Annotated in this window: 17 protein-coding genes; 3 read left to right on the top strand and 14 right to left on the bottom strand. The window is 29.7% G+C overall.

The window, feature by feature from the left end; all coding sequences use genetic code 11:
- Positions 1 to 236: 236 nt before the first annotated feature.
- From ACKTTR_RS09930 to ACKTTR_RS09900, 7 genes are all read right to left on the bottom strand, one after another.
- The gene (locus ACKTTR_RS09930) at positions 237 to 947 is read right to left on the bottom strand and encodes a hypothetical protein (RefSeq protein WP_408027694.1); all 711 of its coding nucleotides are present in this window, start codon (positions 945 to 947) and stop codon (positions 237 to 239) included.
- Positions 928 to 7,362: a DUF6443 domain-containing protein gene (locus tag ACKTTR_RS09925; RefSeq protein ID WP_408027693.1), complete on the bottom strand. Its 6,435-nt coding sequence runs from the start codon at positions 7,360 to 7,362 to the stop codon at positions 928 to 930. The genes ACKTTR_RS09930 and ACKTTR_RS09925 overlap by 20 nt, the downstream gene beginning before the upstream one ends.
- Positions 7,363 to 7,370: 8 nt before the next feature.
- Complete coding sequence (locus tag ACKTTR_RS09920; RefSeq protein ID WP_408027692.1) at positions 7,371 to 10,895, bottom strand: RHS repeat protein; 3,525 nt, start codon at positions 10,893 to 10,895, stop codon at positions 7,371 to 7,373.
- Positions 10,896 to 10,956: 61 nt separating this feature from the next.
- The gene (locus ACKTTR_RS09915; protein ID WP_408027691.1) at positions 10,957 to 11,478 is read right to left on the bottom strand and encodes a hypothetical protein; all 522 of its coding nucleotides are present in this window, start codon (positions 11,476 to 11,478) and stop codon (positions 10,957 to 10,959) included.
- The gene (locus tag ACKTTR_RS09910; protein WP_408027690.1) at positions 11,468 to 12,649 is read right to left on the bottom strand and encodes a hypothetical protein; all 1,182 of its coding nucleotides are present in this window, start codon (positions 12,647 to 12,649) and stop codon (positions 11,468 to 11,470) included. Before ACKTTR_RS09910 ends, ACKTTR_RS09915 begins: the two co-directional genes overlap by 11 nt.
- Positions 12,649 to 14,727, bottom strand: coding sequence for a type II secretion system protein GspD (locus ACKTTR_RS09905; protein ID WP_408027689.1), 2,079 nt, complete (start codon positions 14,725 to 14,727; stop codon positions 12,649 to 12,651). Before ACKTTR_RS09905 ends, ACKTTR_RS09910 begins: the two co-directional genes overlap by 1 nt.
- Before the next feature lie 12 nt (positions 14,728 to 14,739).
- Positions 14,740 to 15,093, bottom strand: a complete 354-nt coding sequence (locus ACKTTR_RS09900) for a hypothetical protein (RefSeq protein WP_408027688.1) — start codon at positions 15,091 to 15,093, stop codon at positions 14,740 to 14,742.
- Between the two features lie 80 nt (positions 15,094 to 15,173).
- On the opposite strand from ACKTTR_RS09900, the gene ACKTTR_RS09895 reads away from it, so the two are divergent.
- Positions 15,174 to 15,584, top strand: coding sequence for a type IV pilin protein (locus ACKTTR_RS09895; protein WP_408027687.1), 411 nt, complete (start codon positions 15,174 to 15,176; stop codon positions 15,582 to 15,584).
- On the opposite strand, the gene ACKTTR_RS09890 is transcribed toward ACKTTR_RS09895, so the two are convergent.
- From ACKTTR_RS09890 to ACKTTR_RS09860, 7 genes are all read right to left on the bottom strand, one after another.
- Positions 15,581 to 16,705 carry a type II secretion system F family protein gene (locus ACKTTR_RS09890; RefSeq protein WP_408027686.1) on the bottom strand — a complete coding sequence of 375 codons (1,125 nt, stop codon included), beginning with the start codon at positions 16,703 to 16,705 and terminating at the stop codon, positions 15,581 to 15,583. The two genes, ACKTTR_RS09895 and ACKTTR_RS09890, sit on opposite strands and share 4 nt — an antisense overlap.
- A 3-nt stretch (positions 16,706 to 16,708) precedes the next feature.
- Complete coding sequence (locus tag ACKTTR_RS09885; protein WP_408027685.1) at positions 16,709 to 17,158, bottom strand: type II secretion system protein; 450 nt, start codon at positions 17,156 to 17,158, stop codon at positions 16,709 to 16,711.
- Positions 17,145 to 17,486 (bottom strand): hypothetical protein, encoded by a 342-nt coding sequence (locus ACKTTR_RS09880; RefSeq protein WP_408027684.1) that lies wholly within the window; start codon positions 17,484 to 17,486, stop codon positions 17,145 to 17,147. The genes ACKTTR_RS09885 and ACKTTR_RS09880 overlap by 14 nt, the downstream gene beginning before the upstream one ends.
- A complete protein-coding gene (locus tag ACKTTR_RS09875) occupies positions 17,474 to 18,745 on the bottom strand; it encodes a hypothetical protein (protein ID WP_408027683.1) in 1,272 nt (423 codons plus the stop codon). The genes ACKTTR_RS09880 and ACKTTR_RS09875 overlap by 13 nt, the downstream gene beginning before the upstream one ends.
- 2 nt (positions 18,746 to 18,747) lie before the next feature.
- Positions 18,748 to 19,200 carry a hypothetical protein gene (locus ACKTTR_RS09870; RefSeq protein WP_408027682.1) on the bottom strand — a complete coding sequence of 151 codons (453 nt, stop codon included), beginning with the start codon at positions 19,198 to 19,200 and terminating at the stop codon, positions 18,748 to 18,750.
- A gap of 1 nt (position 19,201) precedes the next feature.
- Entirely contained in the window at positions 19,202 to 20,599 is a 1,398-nt protein-coding gene (locus ACKTTR_RS09865) for a GspE/PulE family protein (protein WP_408027681.1), read from the bottom strand.
- Positions 20,600 to 21,164: 565 nt separating this feature from the next.
- Positions 21,165 to 21,881 (bottom strand): RDD family protein, encoded by a 717-nt coding sequence (locus ACKTTR_RS09860; RefSeq protein WP_408027680.1) that lies wholly within the window; start codon positions 21,879 to 21,881, stop codon positions 21,165 to 21,167.
- A 119-nt stretch (positions 21,882 to 22,000) separates the two neighbouring features.
- Here ACKTTR_RS09860 and ACKTTR_RS09855 point away from each other — a divergent pair, with 119 nt between their 5' ends.
- Together ACKTTR_RS09855 and ACKTTR_RS09850 are read left to right on the top strand one after the other, a co-directional pair.
- Positions 22,001 to 22,966, top strand: a complete 966-nt coding sequence (locus tag ACKTTR_RS09855) for a stage II sporulation protein M (RefSeq protein ID WP_408027679.1) — start codon at positions 22,001 to 22,003, stop codon at positions 22,964 to 22,966.
- Positions 22,959 to 23,810: a hypothetical protein gene (locus tag ACKTTR_RS09850; RefSeq protein WP_408027678.1), complete on the top strand. Its 852-nt coding sequence runs from the start codon at positions 22,959 to 22,961 to the stop codon at positions 23,808 to 23,810. The genes ACKTTR_RS09855 and ACKTTR_RS09850 overlap by 8 nt, the downstream gene beginning before the upstream one ends.
- Position 23,811: the final 1 nt, after the last annotated feature.

The following is a 23,811-nucleotide window of genomic DNA, read 5'->3' as shown; positions in this document are numbered from 1 at the left end:
TTCCTTAAATGCTTTTTTGTTTTCTGGTTTCATATATTATTAAGTGATTCATAATTTTTTTAAAAGCTAATTTAGTATATAAAGTACTAATAGCCTCTTGTTTTTTATCACTTCTAAGAAATATATGTTTATCTATGAGTATAAAAAAATCAGTAGTAGACAAAAAGCTAACTACTGATTTTTAATTTTTTGTGATAGTTGTTTTATAATATGACTTAGTTTATTATACTACCTATTTAAATAAATATAAAGTATAAGATATAGCTTAAAAAATTCAAAATAAAATGAACCAATACTGACGTAATAATCCCGTAATAAATTCTAATCATCCCAAAAAATAGAGCTCCTATGAAGTGAACCATAGCTAGGGTAATTATATGATGTTTTTCTATTTGACCTGAAAAATATATATGCCAAAAAGCAAATAAAACAGCTTGTATTATAAATAATTTCACGTAAGAATTATAAATAAATTCTTCAATAAATTCTTTTTTATCAAGTAGGATAGTAGTTAAAATTTTAAAAATACCTATAGCTACTAGAAATAACGAAACAAAATACAATAAAATCACCAAATATTTTTCACCAAAAAGATTTAAACTGCTTGGTCTAAGTAAAGTAAATAACAGATCTGTTACTAACAATGCAATTGAGAAAATGAGATATTTAAAATTCGCTTTAGTAAAAACCAATCTATATTTCAATTCCTCTAAAAGAGATGCAAATAATAAGATTATGGTAAGTTTAGGTATAGTTAGTTCTTTTAAGGTACCTGTACTTTCATTACTAGAAATTTTATTTAAAACAGGAAAAATACTATCTAAAAAATTCAATAAATAATTATTAAGTATATAGTAAATTAAAACTACTAAAACCAATTTTAAATAGCTTTTCTTCCTGTCTTTTTTATAGTAAAAAAAATTGTTTTTAATTTTTAACCCTTGCATCTTCAAATGATATTGGTAATTTTTGACCATGTAATCTAACCCCTCCAAATGCATTAGAAGCAGGTGCCTTTAAATTATCTCTAATCTTATCTATTGTTTTACTTTTTAAAGTAGCTCCTGTTCCATCTGGAATCTCAACATGTTTTATAATATTATTGGCCTTTGCTAGTCCAGCAAAATAATTAATGAATGAATTGTACATATTGCGACCACTTTCTGAAAAAGAAAACTGACTGTTGTATTCTTTGAATACATACATTATAACCTCTTTTTGTTCTATTAAATTTTTATAGTACATAGATGACATTGAAAGTAAATTCAGTTTACTTTTTAATATCAATTTTTCTTTTTCACTTAAAGGTTCATTCTTTTTTATTTTCAACTCAATTTTTGTAATATCACTAATTGTTATCTCAATAAGGGATTGAACTTTTTTTATTTCTTTATTAACATTGACTTCTTTAAGAATTAACTCAAAGTATGTATCTATTTCTCCTTTTACCTCATAAAGTTTATCTCCTTTTTTATACTCTTTACCTTCCTCTTCTTCACCTACCACAGGTCCAGTTCTAGACCCAAGATATATGTTCTTATCGTTATCATCTTTATGGTCAATAACTTCACCATCTTCATTAACAACTGTAGAAAACAAACCTGTTGGGTCTTTTAAAAATAGTGGAGAATTATGAGCATAGTGATAGGGAGTTATATCTCTGTAATTATCTGCTAAAGCATCAATTCCATTAAACCTACCTATTGTTGAGTCATATTGTCTCCAATCCATTTCTAAGAGATTTAAATTTAAACTCTCTTCTAACTCTTGACCTACATATCCAAACTTTTGAGCTATATGGCTACCAATACCTATATTCTTAGCTGTATTATAACCTTCGTGCTTTAATCCAAAAGGATAGTAGCTACTTTCTTCTATAATCTCATTGGTATTTGGGTCTGAACTTACCGTAATAACACCATCGCTGTTATTATCTGTATAACTTAACCTAACATTCCCTAAATGGTCTTTGTATTGATATACATACTTGAACCCTGTATTATCTTTCTTTACATACCCCTCTGCCGTAGGGAAGTATTGCAACTCATTATTCTCGTACGTATATCCATTAGCGTAGTCTAAGGTTGTGATATTTCCGTTATCATTAATAATCTTTCTTAACTTTACCCCTGAAGCATCATAGGTATAGTTTATCTTCTTACTATCAGAGTTATCAATCTTTATTTCTAAGGGTAGGTTTAGGTAGTTATAAGCTATTCCAGTAATGTTTTTATTTAAGTCTTTAGTCATATTACCATTGACATCATAATAATAGTCGTTTCCAGACTTATTATTGTCTATAAAACCGTAATTATTATTCCCTCCATCGGTAACATAATTTAACTTATTTCCACTATCATACGAGTATACTAAGTTGTCCATATTGGTAAATACCGTATTTCCTTGATATCCGTTTCTGTTCAAACTTAGGATATTCCCATTTTTGTCATACGTAATCCCCGAAAGGTTGTAATTTCCGCCTACATCGCTTGTGGCGCTTGTGATTCTGTTCAGAGCGTCGTAGGTGTATTCATACTGCGAACTCACTGGGTTACTTGTGTTGTTTACACTTAAAGTATTCCAATTAATTTGACTAATATTTCCATTATACAAGGCTTTCAAAGGGTCAATAGGATTTTCATAAACTAAAGTAAAGTTAAACAAATCGTTGTCATTTTTACCATCTTCGTTGATGTTTTTTAACCAACCACGAACATTATATGTATAGTCTACTTCTTGTAAAGTACCACCAACCTTTTTGGTTTTTAGTTGTCCTAATTCATCATACTCATTAGCTACAATAGTTTCAGTTTCCTGATTATTTATTTTTTGAGTTTGTTTTGTCATTCTTCTTACATGGTCATACTCAAAGCCATCTATGGTTACAATTGGAGCATTGGTTCCTTTTGTATGCGTGGTTTTGGTTTCTAATACTTTACCAGAAAAATCTAGTTTGCTTTCTATAATATCGGTAGTTTGTAACTCTTCATTTTTAGAATACACATAAATAGGACGTGCTTTTTCATCGTAATAGGTAACTGTAGTAATCCATTTTGCTGGTGAACTTCCTAAAACTTTTACTTTGCTTCCCGTAGCTAAACTTTTTAGGTTTCCTGTTGAGTTTACGCCATATGTACTACTTACAGAAGTATTTGCCCCTGCTCTGTCAAATGTGTAATTATCATAATAATTTACCGTTAATACTTCTAAATTAGTTGTAGGAAAATCACTACTACTATAATAAATCCCTAGTGTCCCTAAACTTGTTAATTTTTCTTCGTAATATTTTTCCTTTGAATTATTTTGACTGTCAAAATAGGTTTGCATAGCTTCTCGAGTAATAACTGAACCATGTGTGTATATACCTGTATAAATCACCCTCCCTAGAGCATCGTATTTAGTAAACAACCATTTGTTTTGAGCTTTTAATTTAGCATCTTGCGTAAGCACAGGTCTGTCTAACTTATCGTATATGATATATTCCCATCCTTTGCCTGGTATTTTCTTTTCTACCAGTCGGTTTCTATGGTCGTATTTGTATTGATAACCTAAATCATTTAGTTTAGAATTTATTACAGCCAAAGTATTTGTTGAAGCATTAATCATTGGAGGTAACACATAGGTAAGGTTTCCAAAATCGTCATATACATAGTAGGTATCGTGAGCTGTTTCAACACCAGATACTAAAGCATACGTTCGTTTTAAAAGAACTTGTCCTTGCTTGTTTTTAAACTCTTCTGTGGTGTGCAATTTACTTGAGCTACCATTATGATTCTCATCTTTAGTAACTGTTTTATACAACTCTCCTGCTATAAAATTTCCATTATTCACTGTGCTAAGTTCTAGAGTAGGAGTATAGGTGTTATCAGCCAAAGCGGTAGTTACGTAGTAGTTTTTAACCTCAGTAGCAATATTAGAACTATAATCAAACTCAATTTCATGTCCATTCCCTAATTTCCAGTCTTTTCCTGGAGCTGCTTGTTTTAGTACTCTATTAAGAGGAGAACCATCAAACTGCTTTTCTGAATAGGCATTTACATCAGGTAAGCTTACGCCTGCAAAATCATCACTATAATTTACTTGATAAAAGCTTTTTGTAGCCGATGCAACATCACCTGTTATAATTGCTCCATTAGCACTTTCAACAGCATAGGGGAGGTATTCTTTAGTTTGGCGTCCAAATTCATCGTACTCTATATGGGTAACAATGTCATTTACTTTTGTATTAGTGGTACCTACTATTGCATCAATACTCAACTCTGTACCATCTACAGTTTCCAGAACTGGATTCCAGAAATATTGATTGGTAGTAACATCTGTTGAGTAGTATAAGTAACTTCTAAAACGAGATGTGGTAGTACTACTATCCCATACAAATTCAGTTCCATCAATAACTCTTGTTCCGTTAATATCATACACTCCACTAATACCTGTATCGTTACCGCTGTACCCTGCTGGATGAATAATTCCTACTAATAAATACCAAGTATCTAACTGTGGTAAGTCACCATTCCAAAAATAAGGATTGTTATTAGTTGTTCCACTTAAATTATTTACATTTTGTGTTCCGTGATAAGTGGTACCATTTTGACTACCTGTACGTTTTACCCAAACTGTGTAGCGATATGATTTTGTATTGTCTATGTTGATATAATCGGTATTCCATCCTCCGTCTGCATTACTTGTTACATCATTTCCACATAGCCATAATACCTCTTTTGTTCCTCTTGGACTAGCTCCTAATACTCTTTGGTTTTCAGCTGTAGAACCATTTTGGTTATAAAAAGAAGTGCTACCCATACCTTCTAACCAATCAGAAGCTAATAAATTAAGAGCTGCTGAAGAACTTTGTTTAACTCCTCCTCTAATAGCTATTTGTTGCTTGGCTCTTCCCAAGCCATCAAAATATGTGATATTTTCTATTACATCACTATTTTTAGCAATCATACTAGGCGTAGCCTTGGCCTCTTGATACTCTCTAATAAACACATAGTTTTCATCACTTAAATTGGGGGCACTATAATTCGTCTGGGTTTCGTTACAACCAAAATAAGTGCCTTTTATAGTAGGACAATTATCTTCTTTACTTAATACATAGCCACTAGGTTGAGCGCATTGAGTTTTAACTGAATTAGGGTCTCCAAAACCATCTCCATCTGTATCAGCATACCATTTAGTGTTGGGGTGAAGTGCAGCATTGCTATCATTACAATCTAAAGAGTTGGTAACATAGCCAGTTGGTGCGTTACTTTGATATACTTTTACAGATAAATTTCCATAACCATCATTATCTATATCTCGATAGTAATTCTTTGGCGTAATATTGGTAATTAAATTAGTACTGTCATCATAATCATCATTGTTACTTACGTATCCATTAGGAGTTTCACAAGCACTGGTTGTGTTATTGGTGTCACCATAACCATCTCCGTCTGTATCTGCATACCATGTTGATGGAGAATTAATACTATAACTTACACTTCTTACGCTACTCCAACATCCAGAGGTATTATTACGAGCTCTAAGGTAATAAACAGTTCCACTAGTTCTGGTAATACTCGTGTTTGAATTAGAGGTATTAGTTCCTGAACTACTACTTTGCCAATACCAAGTAATTCCACTAGGAGAACTTCCTTTAGTTAGTACGGTATTACCACAATTTTTAGTGATGGTAGGTGTTGGTGGAGTACTTGGTACTGTATTGATACTATAACTTACACTTCTTGTACTGCTCCAACATCCTGAGGTATTATTTCTAGCTCTTAGATAATAAACAGTTCCGCTAGTTCTCGTAATACTAGTATTTGAATTACCAGTACTGGTTCCAGAGCTGGTACTTTGCCAATACCAAGAAATTCCACTAGGAGGAGTTCCTCTTGTTAACACTGTATTTCCACAGTTTTTAGTGATTGTTGGTGTTGATGGAGTGCTTGGTACTGTATTGATACTATAACTTACACTTCTTGTGCTACTCCAACACCCTGTGGTATTGTTACGAGCTCTTAAGTAGTATACAGTTCCACTCGTTCGGGTAATACTTGAATTAGCATTAGCGGTACTGGTTCCAGAGCTACTACTTTGCCAGTACCAAGTGATTCCACTAGGAGGAGTACCTCTTGTTAGCACTGTATTTCCACAATTTTTAGTAACAATAGGTGTACTTGGAGTACTTGGTATTGTATTGATACTATAACTTACACTTCTTGTACTGCTCCAACATCCTGAGGTATTATTACGAGCTCTAAGGTAATAAACAGTTCCACTAGTTCTGGTAATACTCGTGTTTGAATTAGAGGTATTAGTTCCTGAACTACTACTTTGCCAATACCAAGTAATTCCACTAGGAGAACTTCCTTTAGTTAGTACGGTATTACCACAATTTTTAGTGATGGTAGGTGTTGGTGGAGTACTAGGTACCGTATTGATACTATAACTTACACTTCTTACGCTACTCCAACACCTTGTAGTATTGTTTCTAGCTCTTAGATAATAAACAGTTCCGCTAGTTCTGGTAATACTAGTATTTGAATTACCAGTACTGGTTCCAGAGCTACTACTTTGCCAATACCAAGTAATTCCACTAGGAGGAGTACTTCTTGTAAGCACTGTACTACCACAGTTTTTAGTGATTGTTGGTGCACTTGGAGTGCTTGGTTTAGGTGCTTCATCTATTTGTCCATCACAATCATTATCAATACCATCACATATTTCAAGAGCGCCAGGTTTAATATTAGAATTATCATCATTACAATCACCATTTACATTTGAATAGGCTAATGAACCATCAGGGTTTGTTAATGTTGGTTGATTACAATCTAAAATTCCAATTCCTGTTCCATAGCCATCACCATCTGAATCTACATACCAATATTTAGGAAGACTAGCATTAGAATCATTACAGTCACTAGTATTACTTACATATCCTGAAGGAGCAGAACAGGCTAATAGCTTATTTGATGAAGTACCATACCCATCTCCATCATTATCTTTATAGAAGTATTTAGGAAGACTAGCATTAGAATCGTTACAATCACTAGAGTTACTTACATAGCCAGATAGAGCTGTACAGGATAGTACTTTATTTGATGGTGTACCATACCCATCTCCATCACTATCTCTATACCAGAACTTTTCTGGACCTATATTAGGATTACTATCATCACAATCTGCTCCATTAAACACATAACCATTGGGTTGGGTAGAGCTTTGGATAGAAGACCTTGGATTACCATACCCATCTCCATCTAAATCACGATACCAGGTTATTTCATCTCCAGGGAAATCAGGATCTGGCATTATTTGAGAAAAAAGGATCTCAGTAAAAAAAAGAGAAACAATAATTAGTAATAAATTTTTTTTCATAGCAAGAATTAGTTTTTATAATGGTATTTGTGTTCTTTTAAAAGATTCCCGTCGGCATCTTTTATAAATTCTAATCGGTTAAAATCATCATACTCATAATATACAGTCTGACCTCTTGGGTCGGTGATACTTGTAACTCCAACTAATAGATCGTAAGTAAAAGTGGTTACTTGAGCGTTAGACAATAGTGGGCATACATTTGTGTCTCGTAATTTATTTAATGATTCCCTCAAACTGTTTTCAGAGGCTATATCACTATCTTGATTAGCGGCTGTCTCTATTTCAGATTTTATAGTATTTGGTATATCGGAAAGTTTAGCATTCTCAATTTTAGCGATAGGCTGAGTTTGATTATACCCCCAGATATATACAATATGGGTACCGTCTTTTTTACTTACTTCCACAGGGTTACCTTTGCTATCATAATTGTGATAAACAACTCGGTCTTCTAATATCTGTCCTTCTTTAGCTGTTTGAATTACTTCGGGCAAGTAAAAACCGTTGAAATTGTTATAATTTGTACGTTGAGTTGAATATAGTAGATTATCTTTAAAAGTCTCTACTTGAATAGGTGCTGCTATTCTATTTTGTAGTTTTAACTGGTCTACAGCTGCTTTTTCAGTAGGAGTTAAATCATCATGACCTAAAGAGTTTACGCTAGTTACATCAGGAATGTAGTAGTTTTTTGTCTTTAAAACTTCTCCATTGCTATTAGTTGTTTCTTTAGATGCTAATTGGTGATGTTTATCATGGTTATAATAATAATTAGTAGTTGTTACTAAATTTTCTGGATCAAAGAAATTGGTTTCTGTTTTACTAACTAAATCTACTACACCACCCGTTAAATGGAAAGTTTTATATTCGGTATGTTCATTATCCCATCCTTGAGGTGTTTCATCTTGAGCTATGTAAAGATGTATAAGAGGTAGTCTATACAAATAATTATCTTTATAATATGTTTTGTCAGGGTCTTGCATGTTCTCAGATATATCTAGACGTTTTGTTCTAGGAGCAAATATTGTAGGGTATCCCTGTGAAAGATTATGATTTCCGTAATTATAAGTATTAGATGTTGATTTGATTTTAGTAAAGGAACCGTCATTATTTTTTTTGTAATAGTTTGTTACTTGAGGAAGTCCTCTTAACCATTCAAAATCATTAGGAAGGTGGTATGGAAAAGTCATATAAGATTCTGAACTTTCAGAGTCTTCATAGCTCAAGTCTAAACCACTATCTTTAAAGTTGGTAAATGAATATTCTATTTTACCAACGTTGTTATTTTTGCCACCAAAATACTCCTTAACAGAAGAATAGCCTATACTATTTCCTTGATAGGTACTTAACGGACTCCCAGGAATGGAACCATGAGGCTCTAATACAGTTATAGCTTGTAATTGACTACCATCAGATGTGTAAGTATTTAGTCGTCTAATAGAACTAAAAGCTGATAGGGATAAGATTACTCCTGAATTTGTTCCATCTGGATATGTGTATTCATACTCTTTAAAAAAAGATAAATTTTGATTAACGTCATAGTGTTCAATTTTCTTTATACGCTTTCCAGCTGCAAAGAGTATATTATTGTTATCTACTACCTCTACCCAAGACATACTTGCACTAAATATATTTGTGGGAAGTTCTCCCTCTGCCGGAGGTAAGGGGGACCAAGAAGAATCTAAAGGATCAAAAATAATTTGATATTCTCCAGACTCTATTTCAAACTCTGTTGTTCCTGCAAAAATATAATGATAGCTAGGGGCACCATTTAAGCCCTTCAATGTAATATTAAATCTACAATCGTTTTGAATAGGGTTTGCACATGCTAAATTTTGATCGGTTACTTCTCCTGTTCCATTATAATTATTTGGTAAACTGACATTGAACTTTACTTTTCCATTTACTTCTCCAACTAAAAAAGATTCACTAATATATTTATCTCCATTATACAATTCTTGTTCAAAAAATGAGATTCCTTTTGAAAGAGTAGGAGTTTTAGGATTGATATCTGGTAAATCTATACCATTCATTTCTGAACCTATTATTCCTTTATTATGTTCATAGGTGAATTTTGCGCTACCACCAGTAGGGTATTTAATTTTAGTTAATATTCCACTCATAGAAGCTATAGTATCTACTGTTCTATCTACAGTAGTATTGGTATAAGGAAATTTCTCAATACCACCTTGTGGGTTTATATAATAATAATAGTTAAGTAATGATAAATATTGTCCATTTTTAGCTTTATTATAATAACCCCAATAATCTTGAGCATTTGAAAACCTATTAGGTAGTGTCTTGTTGTAATAGCTAAAAACTGTAGCTGGCATAACTTTATTGTTTTTACCTACTGTTACTACAGAATCTAAAAACATTCTTTTTGAAGCACTAATATCTAGGTTTTTAAGAGTGTTATTAGTGTAATCTATCGTATTGGCTTCTGTATTTTCAAAACTTTGATAAAAATTAAGTGCTTTTATCAAAGTGCCGTTTGTGTCTTTTATATTTATTCTTTCTAATGAATACCCTAATTTTAAATCTTCTCTTTCATTGACTGATTTTATAAACTCTATTTTACCTTTATTGTGAATAATTGATTCTAACTGAAACTGGTAGCTTCTTATTTCTGAGGCAAAACTTACTCTTTCGCCTAGTAAATGGTCATCATAAGATCTTCTTAAGTGCTTGGTATCTTCTAAAGAATAATGAAAGCTAGTAATATCTCCGTTAGGCCCTTCTATATCCATTAAATGCCAAGTGTTAAAAGTAGGAGAAGTAGGAGGAGTTTGTACGTTATATCCATTTTTATTAATTGAATATGTTTTTATTGTCTGATCATAATTTCTAGCATTTCTTTGCTGATCTTTAGATACTCCAAAATAATATGTAAAACCATCTTTATCCTTAGTTATAAAGCCTATTATTTTATTGGTAACGTTTGGGTTATCACTATCACCAATTAATACTTCTGTTTTTATATCATCAAATTTTTGATTGAGAGGCTTTTTAGTAAAATAATCTATAATAAAATTGGTAGATAATCCCCCAGCTTGCAGCATAAACTTATCGGGCTCTCTATCGTGTTGAACTGGTGCTGTTAAAGTAACCTCATAATTTGTTCTAGTTTCTTCGTTATTGAAAAAAGTACTATTCGATAATGAAGATGAAAGCATATTACCTGTTGAAAGCATACCAATCTGTTCAAGACCGCCGTCGTCAGGTATATGTCTAACTTGTCTACTTATTTGACCTCCTGCACTCAATGCCCATCCTATACCTACTCTCGAAGCTATTTCTTCTACTTTAATACCTCTAGCATGATAATTTATTTTTATAGGAAACTCTTTACCATCAACTTGAAATGAAGTTATTGGAATATTTATATTAGGAAGGCCAGTGTAATGACTAATGGGGACTTCTGTAAACTTAGCCAAAGAAGTTGCCTCAGGTGAAGGAGGAATAATTGTAGGTAATTCTTGTGTATACCCCCATACACAAAACAGCATCATTACAATGCTTAACATAGTTTTTTTCATAAAATTTGATAGTAATTAAATTAGCAATTTATTTTTGTTTTCGTTTGTAAAAGTATGACTTTTAGTTTTTTGCAGCAATTTTTTTTATGTAAAGTTTTAACAATAGAAAGCTTTTTCTAGTTCTGTAATCTTTCTTTTTAAGAAAATTAATGTTTTTAATTTCTCCCAAGCCTTGTTGTTCTATGTAGTTTAAAAACGATAGCAACTCATTAAAGTTCCCTTTTATAATTAAAGGATATAGCTGAATGTTTGTATTGCTGTCTAGTACATTTATAGAAGTATTGAATTCAATAAGTTCAATTTTATTTTCTTTTTTAAATTCATTTATTTTTTTTAAAATAATTTGTTGAAAAGAGTTTGTAACAGATATGTTTTCTTGTTTTAAAATAGAATCTAAGTATATCGACTTTTCTTTAAGTAACTTTAGTTCAGTAGCACTATTATCAATTATTTCTCTTTCTTGTTGTAATTTGATTAGCTTTTTTTTGTAGCCTAATGTTTTAGAAATGCTAAATACATATATAAAGCTCAATAAAGCGATGAAAGAAAAAAGTAGCATGATATTTTTCTTTTTATAACTCATTTTTTATAATTATTGAAAAATGAAATTTTGAAGTTTGTTTGGTGCTTTCTATTTTTAATCTAGAAACTTCTTTAACCCAGATAAGTTTCTCTATTATGTCTACCCAATTACTAATATCTGAATTGGATTTAAAATTACCACTAATTCTTATTGTTTTTAACTCGTTCTTTATTTCTTTCCCCTCTTTAATGGTATTTAAAAAAGGTTGATACTTCAATTCTGTTAGTAATATTGTATTGGGTGTTGTATGAGTAATTTCATCTATATATTTAGCAATGCTTATTGAGGAGTAATTTTGAATTTGATTCAATAATTTTTCTTTTTCTATTACTTCATTACTTAATAATTTTAGATTTTCCTTAGTACTGTTATTTATTTCTATGTAGCTGTTTAATTTTGTATTTTTTTTATAATATGAACTAAAAAACAAAAAATTAATAAATAATATTACAAGGCAAAAACTCAGAGCTGTTTTATAACCTTTATTAAAAATCACTTTATTTTTAAAGCTATCGAAATGAGTTTTAGTATGGTAAAAATTAGTCTTTAAATAAAAACTTATAATAATACCTAAAGATAAAAGGTTATTGCTGTTAATGTTTAAACCATTGATATCGTATTTTTTATCATCGAAGTGTTTTGGGGTGATGTTAATTACTTTTTCGTGTTCAAGAAGTATTTTTGAATTGGATGTAGTAATTTCCGTTGCCTGAAATAAATTAGCAATTTCAAAAACTGATAGGTTTCCTAAAGAGAAGTCTAAAACTGAGATTTGATTGGAAGAATATAGCTCAATTAAATTATCAATGTATGACTTTCTTGTTACTGCTAAAAATATATTATCATTAGTTTTTTCATATTGATAGTAGAATTCTGTACTATTCAAATTAGGGTATGCTAATTGAAATATATTTAGATAATTTTCAGGTTTGTTTATGTTTTTAGTTAAAACTTGTAGGTTGTTAAAAACTAAAACAATTTGTTGTTGTTTAGATTCCTTGAGAAAACTAATAAGTTCTTTATGAGTAGAAAAAGTTTTTTTGCTGTCTAATAGAAGCTCTTTTCCTTTTTTCTTTAACTGTAGAAAATGGTAACTTTCTTCTCCTTGAGGATTGAAAGTGTGTTCTACAGCACAAAACTTATTATTATATAAAAACCAATCTTTAAGCATTATTTAATGATTGTAGGTTTAATTAAAACAGATAACTTTTTTTTAGAGTCAATACGTTTTCTTTTACTAAACAACCATTTTATTACTGGTATTCTGGACAACAAAGGAACCCCGGAACCTGAATCGTTTTTTAAGTTTTCTTCAAGACCTCCTAAAATAACAACATCTTGATCTTTTACTCTAATTATAGATGTAAACTCTCTAGAGTTCATACCTGGAGGAGCTTCCTTGTCAATTCTTTTTCCATTAAAACTCGACTGAACTACATTAATGCTCATTGTAATTTGATTATCTCCAGCTACCATGGGTTTTATAGCTATAGATAAATCGGCATCAATGGGTACATAATTTTTAATTTCTGTTGTTTGAGGGTTTTGAGAACCTATAATATCCCTTCTTGTAATAGCATAGTACGAACGTTCTCCGTTAGATAAAACAGCTTTGTGTCCGTTTAAGGTTGATAGTTTAGGAGTAGAGCGAATTTTAATATTTCCATTAGCTTCTAAAGCATTAATTTTTGCATAAAAATTAGGAACTACCTTGCCTACATTAAGTGACCCAAAACCATTAAATCCTCCTATTATTTTATTAATAGTAGTTGCTCCCAGCGTTACGTCGGCAGAAGGGAATAATTGTCCGGCATCTTTAACAGGTTTTTTGCCTAACCCTAACTCAATACCTGTGTCTACTGTAGCAGATTTATTTACTTCTAAAATCATTACTTCTATGAGAATAACCGGTACAGGTTTATCTATTTCCTTAATAAAAGACTTAAATTTTTCTATTTTTTGAGCATCTCCACTAACTATAAAACTGTTTCTTTCTATATCTGTTTTTACTTCTAAATCGTTTGTTACCTCTTTAGGAAGAATGTTAATTAAAGCTTCTGCTTTGTTATTGTAAGTATTAAAAGATCTATTATTGTTTCTTGTATTTATAGTTTGTCGTTGATTGTCAAAACCATTGCTATTGAAGTTTTGATTATAATTATTACTACTTGAATTTTGATTGAAAGAAGACGTATTGTAGTCAAATTGATTTCTGTTACTCATAGGAGCAGCCATAATCTCAATAGATCTATGCAACAAAGGGACAGTTACAATACTCCTTAAAGAGGCTTGTTCTCTTTTTCCTAAAAAATATAAATTTTCTTCTTTTTTATATGTGTAAGGTGTGTCTTCTAATAACTTATATAACAACCTATCATAGGTTATACTGTCGGTTTTTATAGAAGCTTTTCCGATTGCTGTTAGTGAAGTGTTTGTGAAAATTCCAACATTTAAATCATAACCAATATTTTTAATAATTGAAGCTATATCAGTGTTTTCAAAATCAACACTTATAATTTTATTTATCGTATCGTTTACTTGATAAAAAAAGTTAGAACTTCGATATCTTCTTGGTCTTTGTTTTGACTTAATGTTTACTGTGTTCGGAGTAGTGAAAGCTTCTTCAAATAAGTAATAATCGTCTTTTGTTTTTGTAACTAACAAATTGTTCGAAAAGGCTAATTTATCTATAGCACTTTCAAAAGTTTTTCCTTGAATATATCCTGAAATTAATTTATTTCCTAACCCCACAGAATACACTAAGTTTTTACCTGTTACATCGGTTATTTTTTTAAAAGCAACCGATAAAGTATCGTTGTTTAATTCAATAGAGAATTTATCAATAGTTGAATCATATTCTATAGGTATGTTTTTTGTTTTAAAAATAGGCTTACGAGAGTATTTTTTTATTGATAGAATATTTCCTAAAGGTTCTATTGTTAAAGAGTACTCTTTGCATAAATACAAAAATATGTTGCTAACAGTAGCGTCTGAAAAATTATGAGATAAAGAAAAGTTATTTAGCTCAGGACCAATGCTTACATTTACTTTATGAGTATTTGCTACTGACCTTATGAAGACAGGAAGCTCAATATTGTTAACACTAAAATCAACTTTTTTAGTAAGTCCTGGGATTTTTGTTTGTAAACTGTCTAACGTATGTTTCAGTTTGTATATTCTATTATTAGTCTGTTGTGAAAAAAGGATAGAACTAGATAATAAAAAAAATAGGAGTAATTTCTTTTTCAAAATATTTAATAATTAATTTACAGTAAAAGAGCTTCTAGTTTCTTGTGTTTGATACTCGGAGTTTTTTCCAATAATACTCCACTCATAATCACCAGAGCTTAGTTTTTTTGAGAATAAAGATTTTGTAATTACTGTATCTAGTACAGTTTTGGTAATGTTACTAAAGTTTGGGGTAATAACTTTTAAGTGATATACGTCTACGTCATCCAGTTTATTCCATGAAAAAACTATTTCTGGGTCATCTAGCTTAATTTTATCAGCAGGAGAAACAATGGTGATTTTTTTATCTGAAATATTCTCAACGAATATGGCTTCACAATTTGTTAAAACTAATGCAGAGAGAAGCATCAATACTTTCTTTTTCATAAAAACTTTAAATTTCAGAGGCAAATGTAAAGAATTATTTCATTTTTAATACTTTTGACAAAAATCAAAAAAAAACAGGGATGAAATTGAAATTTTCAAAAAAGGTAGATGCTTATAACTTACAGGAACTTTTAGTTGTTTTAGTTATTATAGGAATTCTTATTTTAATAGCATTACCTTCTTTAATGCCACAAATTTCAAAAGCTAAAAGTATTGAAGCTAAAGTTCAACTAAACCATTTGTACGGATTGCAAAAAAGCTATTTCTATTTACATTCAAAATATTCAAATGATTTTAATGAGGTAGACTTTATTATTCCTAAAAATATTAACCAGGGAGGAACAGCTTACTATAGTTATGAAATAATTGAAGCAACAAATAATTCATTTAAAGCTAGAGCAACTGCTGTTAGTGATTTTGATGGTGATGGAGTTTTAAATATTTGGGAAGTAGATCAAGATAAAAATTTAAATGAAATAGTAAAGGATTAACCTATAACGGTACTTAACTTAAACATTGGTATATACATTGCTATAAGTATTGTAGCTACAACTATTCCTAAAATTAAAATAATTAATGGCTCTAAAGCTGTACTTAACATTTTTGATTTATACTCTACATCTTTATTATATTGGGTTGTTAATCGCTCAAAAATAACTTGATTTTGGTTTGTTTCTTCTGCAACTTTAGTTAAAGAGACCATTTTTGAATCGAAAATAGAATGTTTTTTTATGCTTTCTGATAATGTTTTTCCTACTAAGATGTCATTTTCTATATTGTTCAAGGCTTGTTGTAAAGGGTAGAAATTAATCATTTTCTGCGTAAGTTGAATGCCATTTAATAAAGGAACTTTAGCACCTATAAGTAAAGAGAGTGCTTGTGTAAATTGAGCAATTTTTACTTTTTTTACAAACTCACCAATAAAAGGTAGTCTTAAAATTATTTTAGAACTAATTTTTTGATACCATAGCGTGTTTTTAAAAAACTTTCTCAAAATTATTATTATTATTAATATTAAAAATAGAATCCAGTAATAGTTTTTAAAAAAGTTTGAAATCATTATAATTTTAGTAGTAATCCAAGGAAGCTCAACATTATTTTGTTTAAAAATATCAGCAAACATAGGTACTACGAATTGTAACATAAAGCCTACAGCTAAAAATGCAGTTGTAAGAATTATAATTGGATAGGAGAGAGCGTTTAAAACAGTTCTTTTCTGCTCATTTTTCTTTTTGAAATAATTACCCAATTCTTCTATAACTTTATTTAAAGTTCCTGTTCTTTCTCCTATTTGAATTGAAACATATTCATAAGTAGAGAAAAGTTTTTTTTCTTGTAAAGCTTCTGAAAAATTTTTTCCAGAAATAAGTTTTTCAATAATAGATTCAATTAACTGTTTATCTGTTTCTTTTTTTTGCTCTTTTGAAATTAACTCTAATGCATCTTTCAATTCCAGTCCAGCTTGTAAAAGCACATATAACTCTGTGTAAAAGCTTTCTTTCTTTTTGTTAGAAAATGATTTTCCAAATAAGTTTATTTCTTTTTTTAATAACTTATCAATGTCAAAAGCTTTTTCTTTAGATTCTTTAATGTTTTCTATTTGAAATCCCATTCTTTAATTTATATAAAATGAAGCACTTTTTACTCTGTTCACAAACAATTCTTGATTATTGTAAGTGTTTTCAAATTCTAATTTTAAGGCGTCAATAGACCCATTTTTAACTTTTAAACCATCTAAAAAGAAAGTTTTATTATTGGTTTGAATTAAAAAGCTATCTTTTTTCCTGATAATAACTTTTTCATGAAAAGTATATACTATGGTATCTAATTCTTTTTCAAAAGTAAGAAGTTCTTTTTTTATAAAAACATTATTAGCTTCATTGAAATCTTTCCATAGTATCTTGTCTAAATTTTCAATAATATGTCTTTTGTTTAGGTTAATTTTAATGTTTTGTGTTTGTTTTTGAATCATTGTTAACACTAAAAAAGCTAAAGATATCACTATAGTTGATACAACCATTACCACAAGAAGTTCAGTTAACGTAAAAGCTTTAATTCTTTTCATAATTAATAATTTTCCTTGAGACTGTTGTGTTTGTTTTTTTAGAGGTTATTTCAAATTCAATTTCATTTAAATTATTATTGTTTTGTTTAGATATATGAACTAACCAATCATCTTCATCATTGCTGTAAGGGAGTTTAATTAATTGATGTTGATATTGATATACTATTTCATTTAACTTTGAATTTGCAGCTTTTGTATTTTTACGAAGTGTATTTTGCATAATGTTGTTAAGTGTAGCTATAGCTATACCAAAAATTAATACAATAACAATGGTTGCTATTATTACTTCATTTAACGAGGATGCTTTTATTTTTTTTAATATAACCATTTAGCTATATTTTGATTACTAGAGTTCAAGTTCAGTCCTACATATTGTGTAGGGAGTTTATTTGCGTTAATCGTACCGTTTAATATGTGATTTATGTATGTACTTCCTTGTTGGTTAGTTATAAAGTTTTTCGTTACTACCATCCCTCTTATTTCCCCGAGTAGTTCAAGGTTTGCTTCACAATAAACTTCTCCTGTAATTATAGCTTCTTCTTTAATAATTATTTGGGGATTATAATTGCTTTGCTGTGGTTCACTATTTTCTTTATTATATATTATCACTCCTTTAAAGATAACTCCTTGTTTTAATTCTATTTTATTTTCTTTTTGATTTTTCTCAGCTTTAGCCTTGTTTAGAGAAAGAACTAAAGAGGATGGATAATTAATCTTACAGTTTTCATTAATAGTTATCGCCTTGGTTGCAAAAGCTTGAAAATTTCCTGTTACATTTTTTTCTAAGACAATTTCAGGAGCAATAAGAATAATGTCATTTAATTTAGCTGAAGCAGCAATTGTTATTTTTCTGTCAGATCTCACCATAATATTACCTTTTAAAGAAATATTTTGAATATAAATATTGGAAGTTGTTTCGTGTAAAAGAGTTTTTTTATTAAATGATTGTATGATATTAAGATTTTCTTCTAGCTCAAAATTTTGAATAGAGTCATTTAAATAGTAGTGTTTTAATAGTTGTTCTATTACTATAGAGTTGGATATTTGTGGTAGTTTATTGGTACTTGCATGTTTAACTCCTTCAATTAATTTGTTGTTGTAAAAAGAAGTACCCCCAATGTTTCCTGTTTTGACACCTCTTTTAGGTAAAAAAACATCGCCTATTATTTTAGCATCTCCAACCATAACCAAAGGAGTGTTATTATCTTGAAGATAAAGAGCTTTTCTCTTATCTTGTTTCCAGCCTAATAAACCTAGCTTTTGAAAATGTTCTTGTCTTACTTTAGATGCAACAGATCCTACTTCGAAAAGACCCCACTTTTTTTTAAATATTAATGTAGACTCTTTAATGTTGTCTGAAAATTGTTTTGTTAAGACTTGGTTATACTCAATATCTGTATTTGATAAGTAATCAAATCCGTAATTAACGTTTAAGATGGCTTGTTTATAAAAAAGGTACTTTGCAGATAGTTTGTTTTGTAAGTTAATTAATAGAATGAAGGTTAGTAGTATAATGGCAATTATAACTGAAATTACCAAAACATACTGTAAAGCACCTGCTTTTATTTTTGTTAACCTGTTAAGCATTATTAACTGAGTGGAATTACTTTGTTATTTCCTTTGTAATGAATTTTTACTTCTTTTTTATTACCAGAAAGTAATTTTATATCACTAATAGATTGCCCTATTTTTAAAATGTTTTGATTTCCGTTTATGGATATTATAAAAGATTTTCTTTTATTACTTTCAATTATTCCATGATAAATAATAGGAGGAAAATTTACTGGTTCAGCTACTTTTTTCTTCCTCCCTTTTTTCGTAGGTTTAGTTAGTGTTTTTCCTAAAAAAGGATCCCTTGTGTGTCTCTTAATAATGTAGTTTTGCTTTTTCTTTATTTGTTTTCTAGCGATGTTTTGTTTGTTAGTTGTAGGTAGTAATATTTCCTTTTTGGGGTTTAGGTAACCGAAAATTTGAAACCCAATTACTCCCCAAACAATAATAACAGCAATAATTAAAGTATACGTTTTGTGTTGTTTTTTCATTTTATGAGATTATTAATGAATATACTTCATCAATAGAAGTAATTCCTTTTTTAACTAGTTCGATAGCATTATTTTGTAGTGTTTTAACTTTATTTACTTTTAAATAAGTATCTATTTCTAATTCTTCTTTTTTAATAAATGAAATTACTTCTTTTGTAACTGGTATAATTTCGTATACGGCTTTTCTTCCTTTATAGCCTGTTTGATAACATTCTTCGCACCCAACAGCTATAAAATGAGTTTTTAAAACGTCATGTAATTCAGAACCTACTGATGTTTGCTCTTCTTTTTTACAATTATCACAAAGTTTTCTAACCAATCGTTGAGCGATGCTTATATTTAGTGTGCTTGCAATTAAAAAAGAAGGTACACCCATGTCTATTAATCTAGAAACAGTTCCCCATGCAGAGTTAGTGTGTATTGTAGATAGTACGAGGTGGCCTGTTAAAGCAGCTCTAATTGCCATATTTGCAGTAGCTACATCTCTTATTTCTCCTACCATGATTATATCTGGGTCTTGCCTTAAAAAAGTTTTTAAAGTACTTGAAAAATCTAAACCTATATCTTCTTTCAATTGAACTTGATTAACTCCTTCTAATGTGTATTCTACTGGGTCTTCTATTGTAAGAATATTGGTATCTTCTTTGTTTAATTCTTTTAAAGTAGCATAAAGAGTAGTGGTTTTACCAGAGCCTGTTGGGCCAGAAATTAAAATAATACCATTGGGTTTTTTTATGGTTTTTCTATATGTTTTTAACTCTTCTATAGTAAAACCTAACTTATTTAACTGAATATCAACATTATTTTTTGATAGGATACGTAATACAAGTTTTTCTCCTTGTAGTGTTGGTAAAGATGATACTCTTATATCAAAATCTTCTGACTTTGTAGTTAAGTTGATACGTCCATCTTGGGGTAATCTTTTTTCAGAAATATCCATACTAGCCATAATTTTTAGGCGATTAATTATTTTGGGATATTCTGAAGAGGGAATAATATATTTTTCAATTAATTTACCATCAATTCTAAATCGTACTCTTTTTTGTTTTTCAAATGACTCAAAATGTATATCACTACTACCTATCTCTTTAGCTTCATGAATTATATTTAGTAAAAAATCTTCTGAATATTGTAAAGAAGCAGTGCTTTTTCGATTTCGTTTTCTGTAGTTTTTTTGTAAGTAGCTATCAATATTGCTAGTTAATTCTTCTTCTAAAATTATACTTTTTCCTAAAACTATTTGAAGTTCAGATTTTAAATTTTCTATTTTATTAGAATCAGTTAAAAAGGTAATGCTGTTTTTCTCTGTGTTAATGGGGATTATTCTATATTCATAAGCCAGTTCAGAGGAAATTAGTTGTGATAATTCAGTAGGTAAATCAAAGTTTTTCTTTTTCATTAGAAAGCATAGATGTTAACAATATCAAACACCAAATTTATAAATAAAATTAAAAATAGAAATAATGCCTGGAATCCAGCCAATGGTACTGTTTTTTGAGTTAGTTTGGGTTTTAAGGTTAAAAACAAAATGAGAGAAAAAATTAATGATGTGGAAAATAAAGTTAAAAATGTTACTGTAGGAAAACCAACACTTAGTAAAGTAAAAAACAGTATATCTCCCAGTCCCAAGGAATAGAAAAATGATTTTTTTAGTTTTAATTTAGAGTACAGAAAAATTATAAATAATATAGTTGATAAGATTATTAGATTTATCGAAATATTGAGAAGATAAATGTTTAATAAGGTGTTTTTTAAATAGATAAATGAAGCAGTAACTATAGCGGTTAATAAAACAAGTAAGAATACTTGTCTTTCTTTTAAGTCTTGGTAAAAGATTATTAACAGTAAACTAAGAAGAATATAAATCAATTTTTATGTCAAATATATAATAATTTAGGCTTTTATGAGATGAATGAAAATATAATTTCCCATAAAAAATACTTCGTAGATTAATTTGATTCGAGTTACTGCCTTGCGTAATAATGATAATCTTTAATTACGGTATCTATAAATTGAGCAGGTTTTTGCTCGGTGGTAATTCCTGTTAACTCAATAACTTTTGTATGTAGTTTTAAAATTACTTTATGGTTTCTTTTTTTCATGGCATCTCTGTATACCCTTGTAATAGTATGAATATCATTATCACTCAATAGTGTTACCTGTGAATAGGTAGGTGTGTAGTTATCGACTACATCGCTTGCAATAGTATCTTTTAAAGTAATTCTTTTCTTTTCAGAAATAACAGTAGTTCCTGCAGCAATATCACCTAAGCGTTGCCCTTTTCCGTTTAATAAAATGGTAAGAACAGCAACAGAACCACTAGCTAAAGTAAAATCAACAAAACGTAGTAACCATCTAATTAAATAACTTCCAAAAGTAGGTTTAGAACCATCTAATTTAACCACTCTTATTTGGTTGAAGTATTTACCTGGTGTTTGCCCGTTCATTAAAATCTCAAAAAGTAAACTATAGAAGAATACAGGAAGCCATAATAAAACAAAGAGGCTCATATATTCCATGCTCATGGGAATATCTAACATTCCTATTATAATAGCAATGATAATGTAGTACCCAACAATAAATAAAGCATCAATTAAATATGAACCGATACGAGTGGTAACATGAGCTACATTTTGACTAATAGCAATGTTTTGAGCTGTTTCTATTTGAAAATTATCCATGAACTAGTTTTTCACTTTTTTTTGTTGATATTTATGCAACTTTTTTTAGTTTAGCGAAGATAAAAATATTCTATGATTAGAGAAACTTCTCAACAAACATGCTTTAATTTTTTAAATACATGAGAGAAGCTGCTTTTGTAAATAAAAATAAAGAAAAATGGCAGCTTTTTGAAGATGCGTTGTATAACAAAACAGTTATTTCACCAGACAAATTATCTGATTTATATGTGGAGTTAACTGATGATTTGAGTTATGCTAAAACATTTTATCCTAACGGAAATACGGTGATATATTTAAATTCGATAGCATCGGCAGCACATCAAAAAATTTATAAAACTAAAAAAGAAAGCAAAAACAGGTTTATTAGTTTTTTTAAAACGGAATTCCCTTTGATGTTTTATAGCTACCAAAAACAGCTACTTATAGCGTTTTTAGTATTTGCTTTTTTCTCTATTTGTGGTGCTTTTTCAGCCGCAACCGATGTTGATTTTGTCCGCCTTATTTTAGGAGACGGTTATGTAAACATGACCTTAGAAAATATTGAAAATGGCGACCCAATGGCTGTTTATAAAAAGGCTAATGAAGTGGATATGTTTATTGGAATTACCATCAATAATATACGAGTTGCTATGTATGCTTTTGTGTTAGGTATACTATTTTCGGTAGGTACTTTATTTATTATGATGCAAAACGGAATAATGTTAGGTTCGTTTTTGTATTTCTTTTATGATAAAGGATTGTTTTGGGAGTCGTCAAGAACCATTTGGATTCACGGAACCATAGAAATATCAGTAATTGTTATAGCAGGATGTGCAGGATTGGTATTAGGTAACGGATTATTATTTCCTAAGACTTACTCACGATTAGAGTCATTTAAAAGAAGTATGAAAGATGGATTAAAAATAATGGTAAGTACCATTCCGTTTTTTATTGTTGCAGGATTTTTAGAAGGTTTTGTAACCCGCCATACAGAAATGCCAGATTGGTTAGCAATTTTAATAATTGCTACTTCATTGGCACTAATTATATTTTATTACGTCATATACCCAATTAAAGTTTATAAAAATCAACAAACCCATGCATAAAGAATACGTAGAGTTTAAAAAAGAAAGAGATTTAGGAAGTATTATTTCAGATGCTTTTAAGTTTATAAGATTAGAAGGGAAACAGTTCTTTTTAACCATTTTAAAAGTAGCAGCAATACCTATTGTTATAGCAGTAGCTTCTATGATTTATTACATGATGTCAATGTCTTCGTTAATTAGCCAAGAAACAAATGCAGTTGTTGGAATGATGGGGTCAGTGTTTATTATGATGATAGCTTATTTAGTAGCTATCGTTCACATAAACTTAGCAGGTATGTATTATATTAAATCATATATAGATAATAAGGGAGTAGTTAGACAAGAAGATGTTGTAACCAACACAAAAGCTAAGTTTTGGTCGTTTACAGGGTTTGGTATTTTAGCAAGTTTAATATTATTTGCTAGTGCTATGTTATGTGTGTTACCAATGTTTTATACTTGGCCAGCATTATCTTTAGGTGCTTCAATTTTAGTGTTTGAAAATGAAACAGCTTCTGGAGCAGTAGGGAAATGTTTCAACTTTATAAGTGGATATTTTTGGGAAACTTTTGGAGTAATTTTCGTAGTATCTATTTTAGTAAGTATTCTTGGGTATGTATTTCAAATACCAGCAACCATATACCAATTAATAAGTATAGGAATAGGTTCAGGAAGTGATGATCCAGCGCAAGTTTTTGGATTTTTTGGTGATCCTATTTACTTGATTTTAAATGTTATTTCAATAGCAGGTCAGCTAATGTTTTATTCAATTACTTTAATAACCAACGTACTTTTGTATTTCGATATTAACGAAAGGAAAAATCTTACAGGAACTATTGAAAGAATTGATAGTATAGGACAGTAAT

Source organism: Tenacibaculum litoreum, from assembly GCF_964513915.1.
In the GTDB taxonomy this organism is placed as follows: domain Bacteria; phylum Bacteroidota; class Bacteroidia; order Flavobacteriales; family Flavobacteriaceae; genus Polaribacter; species Polaribacter litoreum.
This window is presented reverse-complemented; position numbering and strand designations above follow the sequence as displayed.